Here is a 26,920-nt window from a genome sequence, read left to right on the forward strand (position 1 = left end):
GAGGATAGAAGGATAAAAATAGGGGATGAGTAAAATGGAATCAAAGAAAATGAAAGATACTCGTGTTGTCCAAACAGATCAAGTTCTTATAAATGATTTAAATAATTATAACTCCTTATTCGGTGGAGTTCTGATGAAAAAAATGGATGCCTGTGCCACTTTATCGGCAAGAAGGCATTCTCGCATTAAGGAATGTGTTACTGCTTCAACCGATTCAGTGAATTTTATCGCACCGATTTTTCAATCAGATTCAGTTTGTATTGAATCATTTGTCACTTATACTGGTAAAAGCTCAATGGAAATATTTTGTAAAGTCATTGCAGAGGATTTAGAAACAGGTAATAGGCGCTTTGCAGCAACTGCCTTTTTAACGTTTGTTGCATTAGATGAAAATAGAAAGCCAGTGAAAGTTCCACAAGTAATACCAGAAACAGAAGAAGAGAAATACCTATATGAAACAGGCAGTGAACGTGTAAAAATTAGAAACCTAAAAAGAGAACAAAACAATGCATTAGTGGCGAAGCTCTTAATTGATAAACCTTGGGACTAATAGAATGGAGGAAGAAATCATGATTGTTACTTCTAGTTTTCAAGAATTGAAGGATGCTAAAGGATCCATTAACGATTTACAAAAAAATTATCCAGTACAATATCAACAACTTATCAATGCAATTAAATTAACAAGACAATTGCAATACGGACTACAATATTTTGGTTGTTTTCTATTGGATGAAGATTGTCAGGATTTTACCCCTGAACCAGAGGAAAGCTATGTGCTTTCCATTTATCAGGATGAAATCAATAAGCTGAAGCAAGATCCAAGTTTTTCTGTTGTCAAACAGTTATTAAAGAAACATCAAGCGATTAGCTATGAAAATGTTTGTAGACTAGCAATTGGTAGTAGTCCAGAGTTTTTGGTAGGACCACTTGTAGTGAAATAATGAATAATGACAAAATCCCTCATTCCTTTGTCTTAAAAAGGGTGGGGGATTTTTTATTGAATTGCTATATTTCGTCAAAAGTATCAATGTTTTCACAATTTTCGAGTTAAAATAGCCAAAAAGATTGGACATCAACCGAATTCTATATAATAATGGTAAGAAATCCAATAGTAAAGGAGATGGAGAGAATGGATTGGATGAACGTAGTCATTGAATATGGAAGGATTATTTTATTTGCACTTATTACACTTATTGTCGGACTAATTGTGATTAAATTCATTGTTCGGATTGTAGGAAAACAATTAGAACGCTCTAAATTAGATGAAAGTTTAAAGCCATTTCTGCAATCATTAGTTAGTGCAATTTTAAAAATTTTACTGCTTATATCTGTCGTTAATATCTTAGGATATCCGACTGCTTCATTTGTTGCAGTGATTGGTGCGGCAGGTTTAGCAATTGGTTTAGCGTTCCAAGGCTCATTAGCTAACTTGGCCGGTGGTGTATTATTACTTACCGTTCGCCCATTCCGAGTAGGTGATTACATTGAGGGAGCAGGATATAATGGAACAGTAAAGGCGATTCAAATCTTATATACAGAATTGATTACACCAGATAATAAAGTGATCTTTATTCCAAATGGTAATTTATCAAACGCAGGTATTGTCAATTATTCAGTAAACAGTACGCGTCGGGTCGATTTTAAGTTCGGAGTTGGATATGAAGCAGATACGAAGCATGTTATTCAAACATTAGAGAGCGTGGTACATAGTCACCAAGCGATATTACAGGATCCAGAACCATTTATTCGTCTATCTGCACATGGTGATAGTGCGGTGGAATATACAGTAAGGGTTTGGGTAAATGCAGAAGATTATTGGGACGTACATTTCGACATTTTGGAACAAGTAAAAACAAGGTTTGATCAAGAAAACATCTCGATCCCATATCCACAAATGGATGTACATGTAACAAATGAATAACTATAGACACGGAGGACTGCCATTCATACGGCAGTCCTTTTTCCGTTTTTAAACAGCTAGCAAGTGGGACTTGTAAAAATAATAGTAAAGAAAGTCAATATAAGCGTAAAAACCGCTAAATAACTATGAAATAATGTAAGCGTTATCAATTGAGGGGAGGAGGTATAGTCATTTAATTGCTACAAGTTTATAAAAGACTTGGCGAAATTATATCCAAAAAGGGGTGCTTCGATGAAACGTCTTTATTTGTTGTTCATGCTTATATTTCTCATGCTTATTGCGGTTGGTTGTAACGGTAATGCTGATCCATCCTCTTCTGAAACAGATAGTGATACTACAAAGGTAACATTTAGTTATTGGGGAGGGGATTTTGATAAAAAAAGGATGGAAGCAATAAACGAGGAATTTAAAAAAGTCCATCCAGAAATAGAGGTAGAGTTAGTTAACCTTCCAGATGGTGAAGAATACTCACAGAAGCAAACAGTTATGATGTCTGCGAAAACACCATATGACGTCATTCAATTTGCCGAGGAATCCTATCAATTTGCCTCAAGAGGTGTGTTAGAGGATCTCACACCATACATTGAAGAGGATGGTTTGGATTTAGATCAATTTTATCCTGTAGCAATTGATGCATATACACATGATGGAAAGGTGTATGGCTTACCATTACGCGTAGGGTCTGTCATTATGCTCTATAATAAAGACTTATTTGATCAACATGATTTAGAATATCCAAATGAAAATTGGACATGGGATGATGTAGTGAAGGCCGGTGAGAAAATAGCAAATCCAGAAGAAGGTATCTTCGGTATGAATCCTATTGGAGGCTGGTGGGCAAGTACATCGCAAACGTTACAATCATTTGGTGGAGGAGTATTGAATGAGGAAAAAGATGCCTTTCATTTAGATTCCCCTGAATCACGGAAAGCAATTGAATTCATGAAAGAAGTTACATGGGATAAAGACATAGCACCAAGTTCCACACAGATTCCTGAAGGCATTGACCTATGGACGAGTGGCAAAATAGCGATGATGATTGATGGACCATGGCACATATTAAGCAGCCAAGCAAATATTAAGGAGTTCGATTGGGATATGACGACAGCCCCAGCCGGTTCTCAAGATGCCACCCCAATCTTTTCTAATGCATTTCACATGGCGAAGGACTCGAAGGTGAAAGATGCAGCATGGGAGGTAATCAAGTTCTGGACAGGGGAAGAGGCGCAAAAAATATTAGCACAAGAGCATGGTGATACTCCAACAAATAAAGAAATTGCCGAATCTGATCTATATTTAGACTTAGGTGGTAAGGCACCAGAAAACTTTGAAATGATGCTCACTTCCCTTGAAGGAGCTTATCCTCCTCAAGTGACGTCAGAATGGGGAGAGATTAATCGAATCGTTCAAGAAGGGATGAGTAAAATGGTTGATTTAGATCAGCCAATTGAAGAGGTTATGCCAGGAGTGAAATCCGAAGTGGAAGCACTTCTTCAAAAATTGAAGGATTAATCCATTGTTCTACTTGGTTTAGGATAAGGAAGATCCTAAACCAAGTTTGATCTTGACATGCTAGAAGGGGGAATGGCTGTGAGAAATGAACGAAAGCAGTTCTTATTATACGTTTCGCCATGGATATTTGGTTTTTTAGTTTTTACAGCAGGTCCAATGCTCGTATCACTTTATTTAAGCTTCACCGAATATGATATCTTATCACCACATACTTGGATTGGTATAAGTAATTATATCGAGCTTGTCTCAAACGACAGATTTTGGAGCTCATTGTGGAATACGATTTATTACACTATTTTAGGAGTTCCCTTACATGTTTTTCTTGGGCTAATGATTTCTTTACTTCTATTACGAGCAATTCCCGGGATTATGATATTTCGAACAGCTTTTTATTTACCAGCCATTTTTGGTGGTGTGGCGATTCTGTTGCTTTGGAATTATATGTTAGCACCTGGGGTTAACGGGCAGAATGTTGGTTTAGTTAATGCCATGCTCTCTTTAGTCGGGATAGATGGACCTGGTTGGTCAAGTGATCCGAATTGGGCAAAGCCAACCGTTGTGCTTGTCAAGCTATGGGGTGTTGGAGGAAGCTTACTGATCTTTTTACCTGCCTTATCTAGTGTGCCAAAGGAATTACATGAGGCTGCAGAAATGGATGGAGCTTCTCCATTCCGCAAGTTCTGGTCCATAACATTTCCGGCGATTAGTCCAGCTGTATTGTTTGTTGCAACAATGGAAATTATCGGAACACTAAAAATGTTTATCGAGCCAATGATTATTCCAGGCCTCGATCCTGCTTGGACCGATACCTTGATGATTCACCTCTATCACAATGCATTTGAATATTTTCAAATGGGCTATGCATCTGCATTAGCTTGGATTATGTTTGTCATTATATTAATGATTACCATCTTGAATTTATATTTATCCAAAAGGTGGGTGTATTACGATTATGAATAATGGTCAAGTCGCAGTTCCGATGAGGGACACGAACAAACAGCATAAAAGCAGACTAGTTCTGTTAATGATAAAGTACATTCTTTTAATTGGTGGTACCATCGTATTTATGCTCCCACTTGTTTGGACATTATCAGGATCCTTAAAACCTAATGGGGAAATTTTTACTGTTCCTATTCAATGGATTCCGGAGACATTCATGTGGCAGAACTATATCAATATGTTATCAAGTTTTCCAATGGTTTCCTATGCATGGAACAGTATGATCATTGTCGCATTTAATATTATTTTTGTTCTTGCCTCTTCTTTCTTTGTTGCTTATGGTTTTGCTAGATTTAAATCACCATTAAATGGACCACTATTTTTAATCGTTTTGGCTACCATGATGATTCCTGAACAAGTTACACTCGTTCCCCAATTCCTATTATTCTCTGAATTAGGGTGGGTGAATACTTATTTGCCTTTAATTGTACCAAGTGCCTTTGGTGTTCCGTTTAATATATTTTTGATTCGACAGTTCATCAAGACTTTACCGAAGGAGCTAGATGAATCAGCTTACATGGATGGGGCAAATTCCTTTCAGATTTTATGGAAAATTATTGCCCCACTCTGCTTGCCTATTATGGTAACAATAGGGATTATGACCTTTAATTTCCATTGGAATGATTTTCTCGGTCCTTTGATTTATTTAAGTGACCCAGATAAATTCCCATTACAATTAGGGCTATACTCATTGCAGGGGGAAAGAGACGGTATAACGGATTATGGAATCTTGTTCGCTGCTTCTTTAACTGCATTGATACCACCACTCCTTTTGTTCTTATTTTTACAAAAGTATATCTTATCAGGTATTAAGATCGGTGGGTCTTTAAAAGGATAATAGGGGTGGGCGAAATGAAGAAGGTTAATTTGAATGGATTGTACAATTGTTGTGAATGGGTGATGAAGCTAACCTATCTAAATATTCTATGGTTCTTATTTACTCTTATTGGATTGGTGTTTCTCGGATTTGGGCCTGCAACTTTGGCGATGTTTTCCGTGAGCAGAAAATGGATCTTAGAAAAGGAAGAGGTGCCAGTTTTTCAAGTTTTTTGGCACAATTTTAAGAAAAATTTCTTTCAAGCAAATTTATTAGTATACACACATTTAATCCTTGTTTATCTTTTATCTGTCTACTATCTGTTAATAAGCGGGTTAGAGGGGGTGATAGGTGATTTATTTCAGGTGATTACTCTCGTTACGACTTGTTACTTCATATTGATTATCTGTATGTCATTTCCTTTATTTAGTCACGCTAAGCTATCTATTTTTCACTACCTTAAATACTCTGCCATGATCGTTATCAGTCATCCATTTCACATGTTAGCTTTAGCTTTTTCGATTCTATTAATCTGTCTATTATTTCTTTTATTACCTGGATTAATCCCATTTTTTTCAGGAAGTATGACAAGTTTAGTGACGATGTATATTGCTTCTAATATTTTTCGAAAGCTTGAGCAAGTAGAAGGGGAGAGTGCTTAGCTTAGTGTAATGAATGCAGAAAGGATGAATTAAGTTGAAATTATCATTAAGAAAAACAATCGCTTTAGGAGGTATTTTTCTATTGCTGTTAAGTATCATTCAGCACCCTATTCGTATAAACGCACAGCAAAGCCCCATTAAAGAAGAGGGGGAGGTGAAAACGATGATCAAATTAGATCCTAGTTATCAGCATAAATACTTTGGAGGCTGGGGGACGGCATTGGTATGGTTTGCTAACATCACAGGAGGCTGGCCTGATCACATAAAAAATGAACTAGCAGATGCGCTATTTGGAGAGGATGGTTTAAACTTTAATATTGCACGTTATAACATCGGTGGAGAGGATTCACCAGAAACAGAGCCATATATGCGTCTTGGTGGTGCCGTACCAGGATATTGGAATCGACCAGCAGAATATAGCCCACCAGAAAATGCAGGAGACGATTGGGAAGAACCAGATGATTGGTGGGATCCAAATAACCCCGACCATTGGGACTGGGATAAAGACCAAAATCAACAATGGTGGTTAGAAGCCGCAAAGAAAAGAGGAGCTAATTTATTTGAAGCGTTTTCTAATTCTCCTCCATATTTTATGACGAATAGTGGGTACACTTCAGGAAACTTTGATTCCTGGGAGGATAACCTCCAACGAGATAAATTTGAAGAATTCGCCATTTATTTGACTCGAGTAGTCCAATATTTAGAAGAAGAAAAAGGTATAGATATTCATACATTATCCCCTGTTAATGAGCCTAATACAGGCTATTGGGGTTCCTTAGGTAGACAGGAAGGATCGAATTGGTCACCAGAATCCCAGGCGAAAATCATTAAGGAAGTAAGTGAACAACTAAAGGAGCTACAATTAGGAACTGTCGTATCTGCAATGGATGAAACAAATCCACAAAAATTCAGACAGAATTGGGAGCAATACGATGTAACGACAAAGGAAAATGTAGGTCAGATGAATGTACACACATACTGGCCTGGTGAAAGAACCGCTGTCCGTGATCTAGCCAAGGGCGAGAAGAAGCGTCTATGGATGTCAGAAGTGGACTTAGGAGGAAGTGTCCCACAGGATTTTGATCATATCGAACCAGGATTGGAGTTATCAGAACGTATTGCATCGGATATTATGAATTTAGAGCCACGAGCTTGGGTGCTTTGGCAAGCTATTGAAGACCAAATAAACATGAATGAAGACAATGAAAATTCGAATTGGGGTCTCATTCAAGTGGACTTTGACCCTGATAATTTTGACGAGCTAGAATGGCACAAAAATAAAAAATATTACACGATGGCAAATTATTCGAAGTTTATTCGACCAGGCTATAACGTTATTAATACAGATAATAACAATACACTAGCAGCCATTAATAAGGAAAATCAGGAAGCGGTTGTCGTTTATACCAATCATACCGAAAACGCTGAAAAGATCGACATCGACCTCTCAGGATTTGATGTGGTAAAACAGTCAGCTTCTGCCGTGCCATATACTACGTCAGCTGACAGTAATCTCACACAAGGAGAAACAATACAGGTTGAAAATGATCAGCTTATCACATCTGTAGCACCAAAGTCGGTTACAACATTTGTTATTTCTGGTGTCTCTGGGGTGAATAAGGAGGAAGTATACTTATCAGATAATAAAGTGTTTAAACTAGAAAATAAGCACAGTCAAAAGGTATTAGATGTAGAAAAGGAAAAAGCTGTTCAGTACTCAACAGAACGAGGAAAGGTTAGTCAGGAATGGAAAATTGAAAAGATAACGGATAGCTATACGACGATGGAAAAATACCGAATCGTGAATAAGGAAACAAATCAAGTGTTAACCCACCAAGACGGAAAAGTCATACTAGCTGAGGATAGTGGAACGGGGGCTCAGCAATGGATTATCTCTACTACTGGTAAAGAGGAATATATGTTTATCAATGTAGAAAGCAGAACGTTACTAGAAATAGGTGGCCAATCAAAAGAAGAAGGAGCCTCAGCAGGTGTTTGGAAGGCTAATGCAGGTGCAAATCAGGCATGGAGAATTTTTGAGGCAGGCATTACTAAATTAGAAGACACCACAATTTGGACAAGTATTAACAAAGCTCCACGCTTACCTGAAGCAGTAATCGCACATTATGGTAATGGAGATATTGTGGAGGAAAAAGTAATCTGGGAGGAGATATCTTCTGACCAATATGAAAAGGAAGGGAAATTTACCGTGGAAGGTAAGGTTGCGGGAACAGATTTAAAAGCAAAGGCTATCGTATATGTAAGTGAGATAGTAAATGTGATAGAACCAAAATTAAAAACAGTTATCGGTAATGCACCCTCCTTACCATCCTTTGTTGAAACACAGCTAGCAATTGGGGAAAAAATTAATGTTCCTGTAGATTGGGAGGAAATAGATCAAGCCAAATATGATGAACTTGGACAATTTACGGTACATGGTTTCGTCACTGGTAGCACCCAAAAGGTAATCGCTAAAGTACAAGTAAGGGAGGCTGCTATCGAAAATATAGCACTCCAAGAAAATGACGAGGAGTACCCGGCTGCTAGTGCCTCTTTTACAGGTCAATGGGATGATGTGGATCGAATTAATGATGGAGATTACTCCAGTAATAGGTGGACAAATTGGGATCCAAATGAATGGCGTGAAAAGGACTGGATACAAATAGACTTTGGTAAGACAGAAGCAATTTCCGAAGTGAGATTTACCTTTTACGACGATGAAGGTGGAACAAGACCACCAGAATCCTTATATCTAGAATATTGGAATGGCTCCGACTGGACAAAAATCAAAAATTCGGACGCAATCATAGAAGATAAGGATGAAAAAACGATAACCTTTGATGAAATAACCACATCAAAGATTAGAGCACAGCTAAAGGCAATGCCTGAAACGTGTATTGCTGTCGTTGAAATGGAGGTAATGGGCGTAGGGGATAGTCCTATAATAGGCGAGGATGCCACATTAACTAATATTTTAGTTAACGAGGAAAAGCTAGAAGGCTTCCGATCAGACCAATTCACTTATGAATTAGAAGTGGAAAAAGAAACCGACATCCCATCTATTATCGTAACACCTACAGATTTGTTTGCGACATATGAAGTAGTTTTACCAGACTCTGTCCCAGGGAAAGCATCGATAATCGTTACTTCCGAAGACCAAGAGAATACCAATACGTATCAAGTACATTTTACTGTAAAGCAGCAAAACCCCGATGATGGAAAAGGGACGATTGCAGGGTTAACAGCCTTATTTAACAGTAATGTCGAATCAGGAGAAATCTCTGGACCTATGGTAAAAGTAATGAGTAATAGACTTAGGCAAGCGGAGAAACATTATCGGGATAATAAGTTGAAGCAAACCATTAAGAGTCTAGAAGATTTTCAAAAACATTTAACGAGCAACAAAAATCGGAAGCATGTTTCTGAGAGTATCATTCAAGAGATTAGCCATTATGTTGACGAAATAGTAGCCGAATTAGAAAAAAAATAGAAAGCCATTCACTGAGACTAGCTTAAATCAAGCTGGGGCTAGTGCGATGACTAGCCCCATACCTAAAGTGTGTAACCACTTAATGATTCAAAAACAAGAGGAGGAGTGGAAAATGAAAGACTTAAAAGCAAAAAAAATATTTTTGTCTACGGTTTTAATGCTAATGTTTAGCGGAATTGTCCCGATATCTATTGCAGCAAGCTTAGCTACTTCCTCAGCTACTACTAATTACCAAGGTGTTCCGGTAGGGGAAATTTGGAATGATACGGATGGAAATCATATTCAAGCACATGGTGGAGGTTTTCTTGAATATGATGGCTGGTATTACTGGATTGGCGAAGACAAATCTGATAATACACACGATACACATGGAGCTAATCTTTATCGTTCAAAGGATTTATTAAATTGGGAATTCGTTAAAACGATTCTTTCAGATGAAACAAATCCAGGAGAAAACACAGATGAATCACCTGGTCTAGTGGATCCAGAAACAGGTAATTTTAATATGGAACGTCCGAAGCTTATTTACGATGAAGATAGCGAAAAATTTGTCTTATTTGCCCATTGGGAAAATGGAGAAAGTTATACTGCTTCCCAGTTGCTGATCGCTTCTTCGGATACTATTGACGGACATTATACCATCCATCATAATTTCAGACCTGGTGGTTTTACTTCACGTGATTTCAATGTATTCCAAGATCCAGATACGGGAGAAGGATATTTAATTAGTACACAAGATCATGAGAACATGAGAGTTTATCCACTTACGGAAGATAGTACTAATGTGGTAGTGGATGAATCTTATTTATTATTTACAGGTCAAAGAAGAGAGGCCCCAGCTTTAATTAAAGCAAATGGCATTTATTATATCATCACCTCAGGACAATCTGGATGGTATCCTAACCAGGCAATGTATTCCTACACAACAGATATTAGTAACCCCGAAGGTTGGGCTAAGCTTCAACCAGTAGGAAATAATACGACTTTTTATAGTCAACCAACGAATATTATGGAGGTAAAAGCCAAAGATGGCAGCTCTCAATATGTTTATATGGGAGATCGTTGGAAGCCTGATTCGATCGGATTCTCCACCTATGTTTGGCTACCACTTGAAATAAATCATGAAACAAAGACAATGATAATGGAATATGAACCTGGCTGGTATATGGATTCTGATACAGGGAAATTTGTCCATCCTAATGTAACGAATGTATCAGAAGGTAAGCCTGTCTTTGGGGAAGATAATGTTATTGAAGGAAAGTTACTACGTTATATAAATGATGGTCATTATTTTGAACCAGATACTTGGAGTCCAGACACGAAATATTATCAACAAAATAAAGTACCATGGTCTGCAACGATTGATTTAGAAAAAGTGTATGATTTAGCCCGTGTTGACTTTAGCTTCAAGCAATTCAATGGTTCAGAGGCATACTATCAATATACAGTACAAGGTAGCAATAATAATAAAGATTGGACGTTGCTTGCGGACGAATCCCAGAATAAAATGACTGGTTTTAAAAGCAACCAGTTAGAAGGTAAATATCGTTATGTAAAGATAGATGTGACAGCCGTAAAAAATGCCCATAATGATAATTCTACGGCTAGCTGGGAAAATGGGTTACTAGAGATGCAGGTTTATGCGAATAATCTAGATAGAGAAATTGCTGCATTACCTGTAGTTAATAAGGAAGGGGAAACCTATCCATCGGAACAATCTATTACACTCACTAGTCCAGATAGTAATGCCCGTATCTACTATACGACGGACGGTTCTGAACCAACGGAGAACAGTACATTATATGAGGAACCGATTGCACTAACCTATGGCGAGACAACGCTAAAGGCGGTTTCTTATGTAGACGGGGAAGAGTCGAGCGGTATATTAACAGAAACGTATAATCTTATAGAACCAGATACGATTGTATCTGTGGTTGGTCCAACCGAATTCGCCGTCACTGCCGATGAAGGTGCTTCAGGTTTACCAGAAACACTTGAAGTAAAGAATGCGATTGGTGAAACGGTGACAGAATCAGTTAATTGGCTAACAAATGATATAGATTTTACCCCTTATCACTCAGAAAAGATTACAGGGACGATGGCTGATGGTTTTGAAGTAACTGCAACCGTAGATGTAATTAATCAGGATACCAATTATTTTATTCATGGTGCTGCAACAGAGGATCCTTTTTTTCAGGCTGTTAAGAAAAGATTAGGTGATCAGCTTATCAATAATGTCCCTGATCAAGAGTATGATGGCAATTGGGGTTATACAGGAATCATTGGGACAGATATTGGTTCTCGCACTTCCGACTCTACCAATATTTATGATAGTGGCTGGTGGGCACATGCCGATAAAAGTATCGATTACAAAATAAATTTAGAGCCGGGGAAATATACAGTTATTTCAGGTTACAAGGAATGGTGGGGTGCTACACGAAATATGAAGTTCTCTGCCATAGATTCTACTGGTCATGTGCTAGATTCGGTAGAATTCACAACAAATAAAGACACAAAAGCCCACCAAGAAAGACTTCAATTTGAATTAGAACAGGCTGATGACGTACAAATTAGTGTTAGTAAAGTAGGTGGAAGTGATCCGGTTCTAGCATGGCTAGCAGTTGAAAGAGAAGAAATGATTTCCATCGATTCATTGAGAATGGCATTAAGTGATTACGTAAAATCAGAAGAAATAGCCAAACCAAGCTACAAAATATTAAATAATCGATTAACAGTAGCAGAAAAGCATTATGAAAAAAACAAGTGGAACCAAGCAATCAAAAGTCTAGAGGATTTCCTTAAGCATTTGAATAATAATGCTGACAATATATCGAGTGAGGCACAAGAGGATTTAAAAAAATATAGCGAAAAATTAATAGAGCAATGGAAGGAATAGCTAGAGTTATAAACTTTACTTGTAGGCGTATGCAATTATGCGAATAGAAAGGGAGATTTGATGGGGAGAAGGAATAAGAAACGAATCTGGGTATTCGCTTCTATCATGATTATCATTATTGCTGTTACCGTGTTCGAGAAGGATGATGTGAAAGCAGATCAAGATGTCCAAACAATTACGATCGATGGAGAAAAGGTCAATGATTACCATCGCTTCAAAGGCTTTGGTGTCGTCACTGCCAACAATACATCACGATTACTATTGGATTATAAAGAAGAACATCCAGATAAGTATTGGGAAATAATGAATCACTTATTTAATCCAGATACAGGTGCTGGGCTTGCTCATGTAAAGATTGAATTAGGTGCAGATGTGAATTCTTCGTCAGGAACCGAACCTGCAACAAAACGAAAGGAGAACGAACCAGCAAATGTCAGAAGAGGAGCAGGATTTCAATTTGCTGCAGATGCGAAATCGATTAATCCTAATATAACGACTGAAATCTTACGATGGGGTGAGCCACGTTGGACTTGGAATGGTGCCAAAGATGGCAATTTTGAAAATCGCTATCAATGGTATAAACAAACGATAGATGCAGTATATGAAGAATATGGCTTTAAACTAGACTATATTGGAATCTCACAGAATGAAAGAGCTATTAATGGAAACGGAAGAGTAGAAGTAGAATGGTTGAAATATTTTACCTCAAAGATTAAACAAGAGCCAAACTATGAATCAGATTATAAGCATTTAAAATTAGTAGCGGCAGATGGTTATCGTGACACATCTTCAATTAGTCAAGTATTACTTGACGAGCCTGATTTAATCGATGAGATTGATGTGATTAGTAGCCACTATGGATTAACTGGATCTGGTGAATTAAATCAGTTGCAAGAGCAATTAATAGCAGAAGGTAAACAACCAAAGGAATTATGGGTTTCGGAAGGAATTGCCCCAATGATTAATGCTCGATACCGAGATAACATGGAGCCACAATATCATGGGCTTGGAGGAAGGGCTGGGATTATAGACGTAACATCTCGTATCATTTCCGTTTACTCCTGGACCGGAGCAGGAAATTATCCACTGAATGCGGTATCCTTTGATTTTCAACCTGCTGTAGCAGCTTTTTATCAAGGTGCCCAATACAATCCTAAGCACCTGATCAGCGCATTTGATCCATGGTCAGGCTTTTATGAAGTAGATGGTGGTATAACGGGGGTCCGTCATGTCATGAATTTTGTTGAACAAGACGACCCATCAACAAAGGAAAATGAACGTTGGATGTACGTCGAGGACGCGACATATAGTGATGGTGAATTTTTTGATGGAGGGGTAGATGTTGATACAAGTACCCATAACTATTTAACTTTAAAGGATCCGAAGACAGATGATTATACAACTGTATTTGCCAACAACACGAATCTAACACGTAAATACAAGATTCAGACAAAGAATTTAAGTAATAAGCAAAACGCCCCTGTATACGTTTGGGAAACACGCGGACCAGATAAGGATGAAAGTTATGATGAAAATTGGCTTCAAAATATAGATGTTATCACACCAAAAGAGGGCACCTATGAAGTAGAGGTCAAGCCATATTCGATTGTCACGATATCTACATTAGATAAGGAATCAGAGGTTAGTGATTTCACCTATCAATCTAATCCAGTAGATTTAACCGAAGATACCATCATGCCTTTACCTTATAAGGATAATTTTGAATATGACGATTATTCCATTGATGAAAAAGGTAGAGATTATGTAGAACGTCGAGGGGGTACTCCAAGGTATACAACTGACCAAATCGGTGCATTTGAAGTGGTTACTAAAGAGACAAAACTTAACCGTGATATTCCAAATGCAGAACCACATGGAAATATGCTCATGCAAAAAATTACTCCAGATATGATTGGAGCAGAATGGTCCGTCTGGGGAGGAGAAGACGGATCAGCAGCTGACGTCAATCCACATACCGTATTAGGGGATTTCCGTTGGGTAAATTATAAGGCCTCCTTTGACTTTTTATTGGATACCGATACACAGCAAGTAGAAGGTAGAGAAAACTATGTGTTGATTGGTTTACGCCAGGTGAAATCAGCATGGTCCGATTCCTCTGCACCTTATAATGCTCGTATCTATGCAGATGGTCGATATGAATTATGGAAATTAGGAAATATTGAAAAAAGTGGTACCCTGAAAGGCTTTAATAATAAAGAATGGCATCATTTAGCTTTTGAGGCAAAAGAGAATAATTTTACGCTTTACTTAGATGGTAAAGAAATTGATAGCTTTATAGATGAGGATGCAACGGTAATGGCTGGTAGAGTAGCCATTGGTTCAGGATATTATCAGACATTATTTGATAATTTGCATATCGATAAATTGAAAAGATATACCTATACCTCTGAAAAATATGATAATGCACAAGGTAAGAAAATGAATTCAGAGGAAGAAGCATTAAGTCAAAAAGATAAATGGAATCCAATTAGCTATATTGGAGACTGGGAGTTTTTACAATCAGGGTACGGCCATTTTAATCGTACCCTCATGCGCGCAGGTACAGAGATTCCTGTCTGGAATGGAGTGACGATCACGCATCAAGATATTGCTAAGCAACAAGGGGACTTAAACAAGGTGTATTATCAGGGTGATTGGTCATCCAATAGCAATAATGCATGGGGTTCGGATGGCGAAGCATTTGAAATTAAGTTCAAAGGTCATGGCATTCGATTATACGGTGAGGCAAATCCAAACAATGGAAAAGCAGATATTTATTTGGACGGTAAATTAGTTGCTGAAGGGAACTACTTAAACAATAGCAGTATGGAAAAAATGGTGTGGTCTGCTGAAAATCTAGAGGAAAGAGAACACACATTACGAGTAGTTGCTAAGGATGGCTGGACTAGTTTTACAAAAGCAGAAGTAGAAACCAATGACCCTATATCAGATGGTTCAGATAAAATAAGTAATAGTAGTATGATCTTTCATTTTAATGGCTCTGGATTCAATTTGTTTGGTGCTACCTCGGATTCCATAGTTGATGTTTATATTGATGGTGTTTTAGTGGATGATGATTATCGAATACAGGCAAAAGGTGATCGTCAAACCTCTTATTCCATTAGGGGCTTAAAGGATCAGGAGCATTCTGCAAAAGTTTATATAAAAGCAGGCGAATTTACCTTTGATGGTATGGATATCATCACAGGAAAAAATAAGATCGAAGTCGATAAAGCAGAATTACAAGAGCTTTACGATACTCACAAAGATAAAAATCGTAAAGAATATACGAAACAAAGCTGGAAGATATTCCATAAAGCATTGTTACATGCCAAAAGGGTATTAAAAAATCCTCAATCTACTATTTTAGATGTGGCTGAAGCAAGGAGCTCATTAGATGATGCAATAGCAGAATTAAAGAAAAAGTAAGGAAAACACACTAGGATCCTTTTAAGGAATTCCTAGTGTGTTTTAGCTATATAAGTAAAAATGCACATGATAAAAGTAAAAATAGAGCTATAACCCCTTGTTGAAAACGCTTAAAATGAATGGTAGGAAAGAAGGTGAACGACATGCAATTCCATACAACTAGTGGAATTTTTAGGCTATGTGATTGGATATATCGATTGGCCTATCTCAACATTTTAGCGTTTATTTTTACTATAATAGGTGGGATTATAGTAGGAATCTTTCCAGCCATTACAGCCATGTTTGCGATCAATAAAAAATGGATAGATCGTGAGGACGATTTTGTAGTGTGGAAAGAATATTGGGGTGCATATAAGCAATATTTTATTCAAAGCAATATAATTGGAAGCTTCGTCCTATTAAGCGGAATTGCTCTTTACATTGATTTTTCATTAGTACAGAATTTTAGTGGTTTTATCTATTATGTCATTTTAAGTAGTAGTGCAACCGTCTTTATTCTAGGTATCGTAGTTTTGTTATATGTTTTTGGCCTACTGGTTTCAGCTAAAAGAAAAATCTATCAACAAATAAAAGCTGCGATTCAAATTGGGACATTATTTCCTTTACAAACCTTTTGGATGCTTATGACGATTTGGGGTTTTTTATTTGTATGTCTGGTTATTCCAGGTTTGTCATTTTTATTTTTAGGAAGTGGTCTCTCCTTTATTGCAATGTACTTCACACAGCTGGCATTTAAGCGAATGAAAAAATATCAAATAAAGGAACCGATTAGAATCCAACCAATCGAGGAAAGAGGTGTCTTACATGGCAAGTGAAGTAAATTGGACTTCCCAATCTACACAGCGTAAAAAGAAAAGTAAAATAGAAAAAAGTGAAAATCTAGCAGGTTTTCTATTTGTTTCCCCAATGTTAATAGGGGTTTCGATTATCGTTTTATTTCCTATTATTGCAACATTTATATTAGCATTTGCAGATTGGAAATTTGTTCAAGGCATTGAAAATTTACAATGGGTAGGTTTAGAGAACTTTTCTGAACTACTCGGGGACAAGAAATTTATTCAATCTGTTGTTAATAATGCTATTTTTATTTTTACCGTACCTATTACGATGCTTGTTGCATTATGTTTGGCTATCATTATTGACAAGCATGTTTATTTAAAAAGCTATTTTAAGGTAGCGTTTTTCATGCCATATATTTCAAGTGTTGTGGCTATTGCCGTTGTATGGCAAGTGTTGTTTCATCCGTCACAAGGTCCAATTAATCAAGTATTAATGTCATTCGGTATTGAAAATCCACCAACATGGATTTCGGATCCGAATTTTGCCCTTATTTCCGTAATGATTATCCATATTTGGATTTCAATTGGGTTTAATTTGATAGTTTATATAGCTGGGCTCCAATCTATACCCAAAGAACTATATGAAGCTGCAGATATCGATGGGGCAAATACATGGTACAAGTTTCGTAATATTACTTTTCCTTTAATCTCACCAACGTCGTTCTTTCTATTAATAACAGGGATTATTGCAACATTTAAGGTATTTGATTTAATAGCTGTCCTTACACAAGGTGGACCATTAAATTCTACTACGATGCTCGTCTGGCATCTATATGAGATGGCATTTCTTAACTTAGAAATTGGTTATGCTTCCGCAATTGCAGTTGTTTTATTTATTTTTGTATTCACAATTACGATCTTACAATGGTTGGGGCAGAAAAAATGGGTGAATTATTAAAGGTAGGTGTGTAGAATGACGTTAAACATAAAAAAATTAGTAAGTACGATTGTCTTATTGTTTTGTAGTATAGCATTTTTATTACCCTTTATTTGGATGCTCTCTACCTCTTTGAAGATAGAGGCAGATGTGTTTAAATTTCCAATAGAATGGATTCCTTCAAGATGGAATGCGGTAGAGAATTATAAAGAAGTATGGTTTGGAGAGCATCCATTTTATCTTTATTATTGGAATTCGATTAAAGTAGCTGTTCTCACAACTGCTTTATCAGTTGTCGTTTCTTCACTAGCTGCCTATGGCTTCTCGAAGGTTCGCTTCCCGGCTGCTGGATGGCTATTTATTATCGTATTAGCAACTTATATGGTACCACCACAAGCAAGTTTAGTACCACAATTCATTTTATATCGTTTTATTGGATTATTTGATAGTCACCTAGGCTTAATCCTACTCGGAAGCTTTAGTGTTTTAGGTACATTTATGCTTAGGCAGTTCTTTATGGGAATCCATCAAGACTTTATTGATGCAGCGAAGATAGATGGGGCAGGACACTGGCGAATATTCTGGAAGATAGCTTTGCCAATTGTTAGACCAGCTGTTGCCACATATGCTATTTTGCGGTTTATTTGGACATGGAATGATTACCAAAATCCACTGATATTCTTAAGAACAGATGCATTATATACGATCCAATTAGCTATGCAGAAGTTTACCACGATTAATGGAAGCTTCTATACACTAATTATGGCAGCAGCTGTATCTGCAATATTACCGTTATTGATTGTCTTCATATTAGGTCAAAAACATGTTATCGATGGAATTGCATTAGGGGGTGTAAAAGGTTAAGTATTTTCACAAGTATTCATTGAATGTCAAAATAGTGCTGTCATAGGTAAAAAAATGAGTATGTCGATAAAATTGAATTTTGTTAAGCTAATAGCATGAAAGGGTTTTCATAAAATAGAGGGGGTAGAATGATGCAAAAAAAAGTTTTGTGGGTCTTATTTAGTATGTTTATACTTATCGGTATGTTGGTTGGCTGTAATACAGAGGAAACCGATTCAAACGATTCAGCCAATGGTAATCAATCAAATGAAGAAGATGGGGAGGTAACGATCAAGTTCCATACACATGGAAACGAAGCAAGCTACAACTGGTCAGAAACCATTCCAGCATTTGAAGAGGCTTATCCAAATATTAATGTGGAACTAGTTGTGCTCAGTGAAAAAGGGGATACAAATGAAGCATTACAAAAATTAGATTTAGCCGCATCCTCTGGTGAACAGCTAGATGTTCTGATGTTCAGTGATCCAGCATCCTATGCAGAAAGAGTAGATTTAGGTATGGTAGCTCCGATTGATGAATTTATTAAGGAAGAAGGATTTGAAGTAAGCGAGGAATATAAAGTGAACACAAAACTGAATGAAAACTATTATGCTTTACCAGGAAAGTTTAATCCATGGTATGTATTAGTGAATAAAGATCATTTAGAAGAAGCTGGATTAGAGATGCCGACAGATTGGACTTGGGATGAGTTTGCCGATTATGCGAAGAAATTAACGACAGACGATCACTACGGAACATTTTTCCATGGGCCTCAAAATGGTGGTTGGATGGAATATATGAAGCTCGCTTTAGCAAGTGAAGAAGAGGAAACAGGTTTTATTAAGGAAGATGGTTCTTCTAATTTTGAACATCCACTTTTTCGTAAAACACTAGAATTACGTTGGCAAATGGAAAAAGAAGATCAATCAGCGACACCATATACGGATATTATGTCACAGAAATTGCATTATAGGGATCAATTCTTTAATCAAGATTCCAGCCTAGTATTAATTGGGAGTTGGATGAATACAGAATTAGGTGGTACCGATCAATTTCCATTAGAATTTAATGTTGGAGTTGCGCCATATCCGAAAAATGACGAAAATTCAGAAGGTGGGTATACTCCTGTCACAACAGATTATATGGCTGTAGCATCAAGCTCGGAGCACAAAGAAGCAGCCTATCAATTTATCCGTTGGTACACAACAGAAGGTCAATTAGTACAAGGGAAGAATATTCCATCATGGAATGGTGTGGAAGATAGTGAACTAGAAGGGATTGTTGACACGATTTTAGCAGATACGAATAATCCAGAAAAAGTCGATAAAGAAGCATTAATTACGGTATTAAAAAATGCCAAGTCATCCAAGCTTATTGCACCAGTTTCGTATCAAGCAGAAATCTACCAAATGGTGAATGATGAATACGAAAAACTGATTTACGAAGAACAGGATATAGATCAAACGATACAGGCAATGCATGAGAAAGCAAAAGAAATAATAGCCAATAACCAGTAATCTAAAAAAACAGTATGATAGCAATAAAATATAAAAGCGATTACAATTAGTATAGGGACGTTTTCTCCCGACCTTTCCCACCTTTCTTTCCTAGAGGAGTGAACAAATGATGGTGAATTTTCGGAGATTGGCGTCTCCTTCTTTTCGTTCTAAGGTATTTTTTGCATCCTTTTTATGTATCGGCATTCCTGTCCTCGTATGTCTTTCCTTTTATACATACTTAACGAGAGATGCGGTGGAAGAGCAAGCAATTATGAATGCCAAAAAAGAAATCAATTTAGTAAATGAGAATGTAACGAAAATATTAGAGGATTTAATGAATGTCTCCAATTTTGTTCAGATCGATACAGAAATCAATGCCGTGTTAAAAAGTAAAGCAAGAGATGGAAGTGGAGAAGATAGCCATACGTATGAAGCATATATGGAGGATCGGCTCGTTCGAAAAACGATTGAAAACATTACACAATTGGGGGAGAAATCCTATGTTACGATATTGCTAACAAATGGAAAGTATTATACGAATTATTCTGTAACGGAATATAATCCAATGGAAATATTCAAGAAGGATTGGTTTGAAGACTTGCAACAAATTAGAGGCTATCAATCCTTATGGGTGGGAGTGGAATCAACTGAATTCGCTTATGACCAACTGAATCACCCATTTCAGTTATCGGTAGCGAGAACCCTAAGAGACACCAATCAACAGATATATGGCTATGTGGTCGTTACACTACTTGAAACGAAAATCAGAAATATTTTACAAAACAAAAATAATCAAGAACAGATCCTTTTAGTTGATCAGAATCAGACGATATTATCTACACAAAATGCTGATCAAATTGGAGAAAAACTGAAGATTAGAGAACAGCTTACGAACAAGGATACCTCTACTATTATTGATTGGAAAGAGAAAAAGCATTTATTGACGACTAAGAAACTTTCCTTTAATGGTTGGAGTCTTGTTTCAATCATTCCATATAAGCAAGCGACATCCAATATCAATGCCGTATTTTCAAAGGTTTTTTCGTTTTTATCTATTTCATTCGCCATATTTTTTGTGCTATTAGCCTTTTTAATGAAACGTATTACAAAACCACTAGGTCATTTAGATAAAGTAGTGAAACAAGTGCAAACTGGTGATCTAACAGTACGTGCAGAGGTGAAAAGCCATGATGAAATCGGAAAGTTTTCCCGGTCCTTAAATCAAATGATTGAACGAATTAATGGAATGATTGAAGAAGTGAGAAATACACAGAGGAGAAAAAGACAGGCAGAGCTTGCTATGCTTCAAGCTCAAATTAATCCACATTTCTTATTTAATGTATTAAATTCCATTAGGATGAAAGTGTTAAAGTTCGGTGATAAAGACAGCGCTATCATGATTCAATCTTTGTCGAAGTTATTAAGAGGAACGATAGATAATAACCATGATATGATAACGGTTGCTGATGAAATTAGTCTAATTAGTGATTACGTTCATTTAATGAATATGAGACAAAAGCATAAGGTGAACCTCCTAAAAGAAATGGATCAACCAAGCATGGAAGTGATGATACCACGGTTTATCCTACAGCCTCTAATAGAAAATGCGATTATCCACGGGTTTCATCAGAGTAATGGAAGGATTCTATTAAAGACAAGGGTTGAAGAGGGTGAATTAGAGATTTTGATTCAAGACAACGGAATAGGAATGGATCCGGAAACATTGGAAAAAGTTCAGAAGTCTTTCATCAAACCAAAAGTAAAGTATAAATCCAATAAAGGACTCTCTAGTATTGGTTTAGCAAATGTCTATGAACGTCTACATTTGACATTTCCTCTGAGACCATCGATGGAAATACGCAGTCAAATTGGAGAAGGCACAACGATTAGCATAAAAATTCCTTTGGAGGGTGATGGTATTGTACAAGGTGATGTTAGTTGATGACGATTTTCCTACCATTGAATTTCTGACAGAGGTGGTAGATTGGGACAAATTAGGTCTCAAACTAATTAGTACCCACGACAACGGCATAAGTGCCTATGAATCTGCTAAAAAGGAGATGCCAGATATTCTCATCACAGATATTGGAATGCCTAAAATGGATGGGATAGAATTAACGCAAAAATTAAAAGAACTAAAAACTAATTTACAGGTCGCTATTATCTCTTGTCATAATGAATTTAATTATGCGCAAAAAGCACTAAAATTAAATGTTCAAGATTATGTGCTGAAAGAAACACTTGATCCAGAAGATTTACAAAATATATTACGTAAATGTAAGGAACGTTTAGATAATGAAAAATATCAAAAAGGTGAGGTGCAGCGTCTTCGACACCAGGTAAATCAAAATCATGACTTAGAAAACCAAAGACTGTTAAAAGAATTTATTCAAGGTGCATCCAATCGATTTCATCAAGAACGCCTACAACAAGACAAGTACTATATTCCTGTTCTATTTCTTATCAACCATTTTTATATTGTAAAAAACAACTATGTATCAGAGGAAACCTTGTTATTTGCGATTCAAAATATTGCAGAGGAAATGATTCTCAAGCAGGAAACACATGCATTGTTTATCCATTATGAACAGAACAAGGGGGTTCTTTTATACCCTAATTCTAATAATATTAAGCGGAATTATTTTGATGATTTACGAGTATTGTTGAATAAAATCCAACAAGCAATCAATCAGTTTTTGCATATTCAAATCACTTTTTTAATCGGGGACAATAAGCCTGTTTACCAAATAAAAAAGGAAATTCATTACTTAGTCAATAGTGATAAGCAATTGTTCTATTTAAAACAAAATAGCATTACAGATAAGCAAAAACTGAGCAAAGCGTCAAGCAAAAACAATAGAAGTGAAATGTTACAATTCTATCAGGAGATCATTAGTCGAATGAAGAAGGCTATTTTTCAACGGGATCGATCCGAATTAGAAAGACAAATCCATCATTGGTCTCTCTACTGTCAAAAGGAAGATTGTGATCCTGAAACAGTCAAAGAAGGATTTTTAAGAATGTTATTAGAGCTGAAAATGAAGTTGAGTTCTGTTCATTACTATCCATCCAATTATCAAGCAGAGGCAATCCAAAAGGATATTTTAATGATTGCTTCCTTGGAAGAGTTAAAGGAATATGTTCTTCAATATTTAATAAACTGTCTTGGCGCTTCAGAGCATTTATTAAAAAGCGCTTATCACAAGGATGTACTTAGTGCATGCTATTATGTTTCTAGTAATATTGAATCGAAATTTTCTTTGGATGAAGTGGCAGATCACCTTTACTTAAACCCAAGTTATTTTAGTCGCTTATTTAAAAAAGAAATGAATATTACATTTGTGGAATATATTAAACAACAAAAAATCCAACGTGCAAAGGAATTATTAGAATTCACAACAGATCCCATTGGTCAAATTTGTGAGCGATTAGGCTATGATAACCAAAGCTATTTCATTAAGATATTTAAAAAGCAAACTGGTTGCACTCCCTTAGAATACCGGAACAAACTTTTACAAGGAGTCCTACAATCATAATGGAAATAAATAAACAAGGAATCTGGAAAAAAAAACCGATAAATCCTAGTAAATTACCTAAAGAAATGCTAGCTTTTATAGAAAAAGAAGCGGAATGTTTCCTGACAAATCGAGCGAAGGAGCCCTCCTTTCAATCGTTTCGACACTTTCACAAGAACGGTGATCGACAGCTTTTTGAGAGCGAATATTTTGATCGAAGAAAGAGATTAACTACCTTTGGATTACTTAGCTATTTATACCCTAATGAGTCTATTTATATAGAGGAGTTAGAAAATCAAATTTGGCAAATTTGTCAGGAGTTTACCTGGTGTCTACCAGCTCATTTACATATGGAGCGGGAGGGGCAGACCTATGAAGACTATCGAATTTCACAATCGTTACATTATTCCATTGACTTATTTGCAGCGGAGACAGCCTTTACTCTAGCGGAGATTCATCATATTTTTCAAGATAAATTAGATCCATTTTTAATCGAAAAGATCAAAATCGAAATCGATCGAAGAGTGATTGCAATCTATTTAGACAATGGACCATATGAGTGGGAGGAGGCAACTCATAATTGGGCAGCAGTTTGTGCAGGATCGATAGGGGCTGCCGCTTTATATTTGGTATCAGATAGGAGCGTGCTTCGCTCGATCCTAGCACGAGTCTTCCAAACAATGGAATGCTATTTGCAAGGGTTTGAAGAGGATGGTGCATGTACAGAGGGCTACAGCTATTGGCAATACGGGTTTGGATATTTTCTCTATTTTCTAGATTTATATGAACAAGCGACTGGAGAAACGTCTCGCTTATTATCAAGGGATAAGGTACATAAAATTGCTCAATTTCAACAAAATATTTTTCTATCAAGCAATTTTGTCGTGAATTTTTCAGATGCTATACCGATGGCCAAACCAATGCTAGGTTTCAGTCATTATTTATATCATAAATGGAATGACATTCATCTTCCTGCACGAGAGCATGGTCAATTTCAAATCATTGATCATTGTGGAAGATGGGCACCTGCTTTTCGTGAGCTTAGCTGGTACGATTCTAAATTACCGGGGAATAATTGGCCAGAGAAGACGGTTTTATTTGAGGAATCGATGATATTTCTTTCAAGAATAAGCATATATGCTTTTGCCGCAAAAGGTGGACATAATGCAGAACCACATAATCATAATGATATCGGCCACTTTATTTTGCTTGGTGGGAATGAAATTTTTCTAAAGGATTTAGGAGCAGGGCAGTACCATAAAGACTATTTTAACGATAAACGCTATGACTTTATTTGTACAAGTGCAGCAGGGCATTCGATTCCGATTATTAATGGAAAATTTCAGCGTGATGGTAAAGAATATAAAGCTATTCCACTGAAATCAGATTTTTCGAAGGATGAGGATATATGGCAATTAGCTCTAGAACAGACATATCCAGAACCTACTCTATTAGCATACAATAGACGATTTCATTGGAAGAAAACAGCTAAACCAAGACTTTTCCTAACGGATGTATTTCAGTTTAAGAAACAACCAAGCTCCATTATCGAAAGTTTTATTTTAGAAGACAGAAGCTATCGACTATTTGATGATTATATTTTATTCGAAGGGGAGGAGCAATCATTAAAATTTATATTCGATTCTCAGCTTACTCCGATCATTGAGCAACAATTTTTTACTAATCATCAAGGAGAGCAGGAAGGGTTTCTCCGTGTTCAATTTCCGTTAGTGGATTTGGAGCAAGAAATAGAGGTTATATTCACATTAGAATTTTGTTAAAAGGAGAAGAGGTAGGATAGTTTGAAGCAAAATCCATTGAAAACAAAAGCCGATGTCGAACAATTATTAATTGATTTATGGGGGAAATTAGAGCCTTATTATGATTCATTTCATTCTAGAATTCTTCCAGAGGGTGCCGGAGCAGCTTACTCTGATGAAGTAGCGGGAATGGAGTGTTTTTCTCGCGTTCTTTGGGGAGCTGCCCCCTTGTTAGCTCATCAAAAGAAGCCGGAGCTATGGCCAAGACACTTACAAGGAATCATGAATGGAACAAATCCAAATCATCAAGGGTATTGGGGGGATATTCATGATTATGACCAAAGAATTGTCGAGATGGCTGCATTCGGTTATGCATTGTGTATTGCTCCAGATGAGATTTGGCATGTACTAGGAGAAAAAGAACAACAAAACCTTGTTAATTGGTTGTCTCAAATCAATCGATTTAAGGCACATGATTGTAATTGGTTGTTTTTCGCGGTAATCGTCAATATTGGTTTAAAGCAGGTTGGTGCCCCATATAGTAAAGAGAAAATAGAACAAAATTTAACAAGAATAGAGGACTTTTATATTGGAAATGGTTGGTATCAGGATGGAGAGATTGCCCATATTGATTACTACACCCCATTTGCCATGCATTATTACGGGTTGTTTTATGCAAAAGTGATGGAAAAGGATGATCCAATCCGTGCCAAAAAGTACAAAGAGCGAGCTGTCCTTTTTGCCAAGAAGTTTATCTATTGGTTTAGTGAAGACGGAAGAAGCCTACCCTACGGAAGGAGCTTAACCTATCGATTTGCACAAGCATCCTTTTGGAGTGCAATCGTTTATGCGGACGTTGAGGTATTTTCACTGGGGATTATAAAAGGAATTATTTTACGCCATTTACGTCATTGGATGAACCAAGACATCTTTCTCCCAGATGGCACTTTATCTGTTGGCTATCATTACCCTAATTTATTGATGGCAGAAAATTATAATGCACCAGGCTCCCCTTATTGGTCCTTTAAAATATTTCTTATTTTGGCATTACCTGATCATCATTATTTTTGGCGAGTAGCAGAAGAACCACTGCCTACTTTACCAGAGCGAGATATACAAAATGAACCAGGGTTTATTCTAGACCGAGAAAAGAATAGTAAACATGTCGTTGCGTTCCAAACAGGCTATGCGCATTCAAATGCTCACACCCATACTTCTGCAAAATATGAAAAATTCGCATATTCCACCCATTTTGGTTTTAGTGTACCACGTGCGGAGTGGGGCTTGGATCAAGGAGCGTTTGATTCGATGCTTGCTCTCAGTGAGCAAGATGAATTGTATCGAGTAAAACGTAATGTTGTGGAAAAGGAAGTGAAGGAGACCCACCTATATATGAAATGGCGTCCATGGAAGGATGTGATGGTGCAAACATGGATATTACCAGGATTACCTTGGCATGTTCGTGTCCATCAGATCAAGACAGAACGACCTTTAGACATTGCTGATGGTGGCTTTGCATTAGGCATAGATCATACTTCAGAAGAACAACTAGTAAAAGAAGGGGTAGGTATTGGTATGGTAAATGACAATGGGATGGTCGGTTGTATTGACTTAATGGATGAACACAAGGCCATCCTTATCCGTCCAAATGCCAATACAAATCTTTTATATAAGCGAACGGTTATTCCGACGATAACATCATCGATCCAAGAAGGGGAACATTTACTGATCCATGCTTTTTATGGACAGCCATCGACTAATGAGTTATCAGAATGGCAAAAAAGACCCTATAAAAAAGGAGATAGTATTTACTCTTCAGGTAAAAAGAAAATATTTGATATAGTAAAATCCCGGGGCTAGA

Annotated in this window: 18 protein-coding genes; all 18 read left to right on the top strand. The window is 36.9% G+C overall.

Going from position 1 to position 26,920, the window contains the following annotated elements; translation table 11 throughout:
* Positions 1–34 precede the first annotated feature (34 nt).
* The 18 genes from ACZ5R4_RS19655 to ACZ5R4_RS19740 all read left to right on the top strand — a co-directional run bounded on the left by ACZ5R4_RS19655 (position 35) and on the right by ACZ5R4_RS19740 (position 26,919).
* The gene (locus tag ACZ5R4_RS19655; RefSeq protein ID WP_054859792.1) at positions 35–550 is read left to right on the top strand and encodes an acyl-CoA thioesterase; all 516 of its coding nucleotides are present in this window, start codon (positions 35–37) and stop codon (positions 548–550) included.
* A gap of 19 nt (positions 551–569) precedes the next feature.
* Complete coding sequence (locus ACZ5R4_RS19660) at positions 570–941, top strand: hypothetical protein (RefSeq protein ID WP_054859793.1); 372 nt, start codon at positions 570–572, stop codon at positions 939–941.
* Positions 942–1,129: 188 nt separating this feature from the next.
* The gene (locus tag ACZ5R4_RS19665; RefSeq protein ID WP_054787235.1) at positions 1,130–1,921 is read left to right on the top strand and encodes a mechanosensitive ion channel family protein; all 792 of its coding nucleotides are present in this window, start codon (positions 1,130–1,132) and stop codon (positions 1,919–1,921) included.
* A gap of 231 nt (positions 1,922–2,152) precedes the next feature.
* Positions 2,153–3,433, top strand: coding sequence for an ABC transporter substrate-binding protein (locus ACZ5R4_RS19670; RefSeq protein ID WP_109983661.1), 1,281 nt, complete (start codon positions 2,153–2,155; stop codon positions 3,431–3,433).
* 78 nt (positions 3,434–3,511) lie between these two features.
* Positions 3,512–4,393 carry a carbohydrate ABC transporter permease gene (locus ACZ5R4_RS19675; protein WP_464367866.1) on the top strand — a complete coding sequence of 294 codons (882 nt, stop codon included), beginning with the start codon at positions 3,512–3,514 and terminating at the stop codon, positions 4,391–4,393.
* The gene (locus ACZ5R4_RS19680; protein WP_054787240.1) at positions 4,386–5,270 is read left to right on the top strand and encodes a carbohydrate ABC transporter permease; all 885 of its coding nucleotides are present in this window, start codon (positions 4,386–4,388) and stop codon (positions 5,268–5,270) included. Before ACZ5R4_RS19675 ends, ACZ5R4_RS19680 begins: the two co-directional genes overlap by 8 nt.
* A 14-nt stretch (positions 5,271–5,284) precedes the next feature.
* A complete protein-coding gene (locus ACZ5R4_RS19685) occupies positions 5,285–5,911 on the top strand; it encodes a YesL family protein (RefSeq protein ID WP_464367867.1) in 627 nt (208 codons plus the stop codon).
* 34 nt (positions 5,912–5,945) lie between these two features.
* The gene (locus ACZ5R4_RS19690) at positions 5,946–9,401 is read left to right on the top strand and encodes a glycoside hydrolase (protein WP_464367868.1); all 3,456 of its coding nucleotides are present in this window, start codon (positions 5,946–5,948) and stop codon (positions 9,399–9,401) included.
* A gap of 112 nt (positions 9,402–9,513) precedes the next feature.
* A complete protein-coding gene (locus tag ACZ5R4_RS19695; RefSeq protein WP_464367869.1) occupies positions 9,514–12,297 on the top strand; it encodes an FIMAH domain-containing protein in 2,784 nt (927 codons plus the stop codon).
* Between the two features lie 60 nt (positions 12,298–12,357).
* Positions 12,358–15,726 carry a glycoside hydrolase family 30 protein gene (locus ACZ5R4_RS19700; RefSeq protein WP_464367870.1) on the top strand — a complete coding sequence of 1,123 codons (3,369 nt, stop codon included), beginning with the start codon at positions 12,358–12,360 and terminating at the stop codon, positions 15,724–15,726.
* A 143-nt stretch (positions 15,727–15,869) separates the two neighbouring features.
* Positions 15,870–16,541, top strand: coding sequence for a YesL family protein (locus ACZ5R4_RS19705; protein WP_464367871.1), 672 nt, complete (start codon positions 15,870–15,872; stop codon positions 16,539–16,541).
* Positions 16,531–17,463: a carbohydrate ABC transporter permease gene (locus ACZ5R4_RS19710; protein WP_109983653.1), complete on the top strand. Its 933-nt coding sequence runs from the start codon at positions 16,531–16,533 to the stop codon at positions 17,461–17,463. The genes ACZ5R4_RS19705 and ACZ5R4_RS19710 overlap by 11 nt, the downstream gene beginning before the upstream one ends.
* Positions 17,464–17,478: 15 nt before the next feature.
* The gene (locus ACZ5R4_RS19715) at positions 17,479–18,306 is read left to right on the top strand and encodes a carbohydrate ABC transporter permease (protein ID WP_464367872.1); all 828 of its coding nucleotides are present in this window, start codon (positions 17,479–17,481) and stop codon (positions 18,304–18,306) included.
* Between the two features lie 128 nt (positions 18,307–18,434).
* On the top strand, positions 18,435–19,802 hold the full coding sequence (locus ACZ5R4_RS19720; RefSeq protein ID WP_054859809.1) for an extracellular solute-binding protein: 1,368 nt from the start codon (positions 18,435–18,437) through the stop codon (positions 19,800–19,802).
* A gap of 109 nt (positions 19,803–19,911) precedes the next feature.
* Positions 19,912–21,726 carry a sensor histidine kinase gene (locus ACZ5R4_RS19725; protein WP_464367873.1) on the top strand — a complete coding sequence of 605 codons (1,815 nt, stop codon included), beginning with the start codon at positions 19,912–19,914 and terminating at the stop codon, positions 21,724–21,726.
* Positions 21,713–23,320 carry a response regulator transcription factor gene (locus ACZ5R4_RS19730; protein ID WP_464368520.1) on the top strand — a complete coding sequence of 536 codons (1,608 nt, stop codon included), beginning with the start codon at positions 21,713–21,715 and terminating at the stop codon, positions 23,318–23,320. The genes ACZ5R4_RS19725 and ACZ5R4_RS19730 overlap by 14 nt, the downstream gene beginning before the upstream one ends.
* Positions 23,320–25,080 carry a heparinase II/III domain-containing protein gene (locus ACZ5R4_RS19735; protein WP_464367874.1) on the top strand — a complete coding sequence of 587 codons (1,761 nt, stop codon included), beginning with the start codon at positions 23,320–23,322 and terminating at the stop codon, positions 25,078–25,080. The genes ACZ5R4_RS19730 and ACZ5R4_RS19735 overlap by 1 nt, the downstream gene beginning before the upstream one ends.
* A gap of 21 nt (positions 25,081–25,101) precedes the next feature.
* Entirely contained in the window at positions 25,102–26,919 is a 1,818-nt protein-coding gene (locus tag ACZ5R4_RS19740; protein WP_464367875.1) for a DUF2264 domain-containing protein, read from the top strand.
* Position 26,920: the final 1 nt, after the last annotated feature.

The sequence above is a fragment of the Gracilibacillus sp. JCM 18860 genome, from assembly GCF_055395245.1.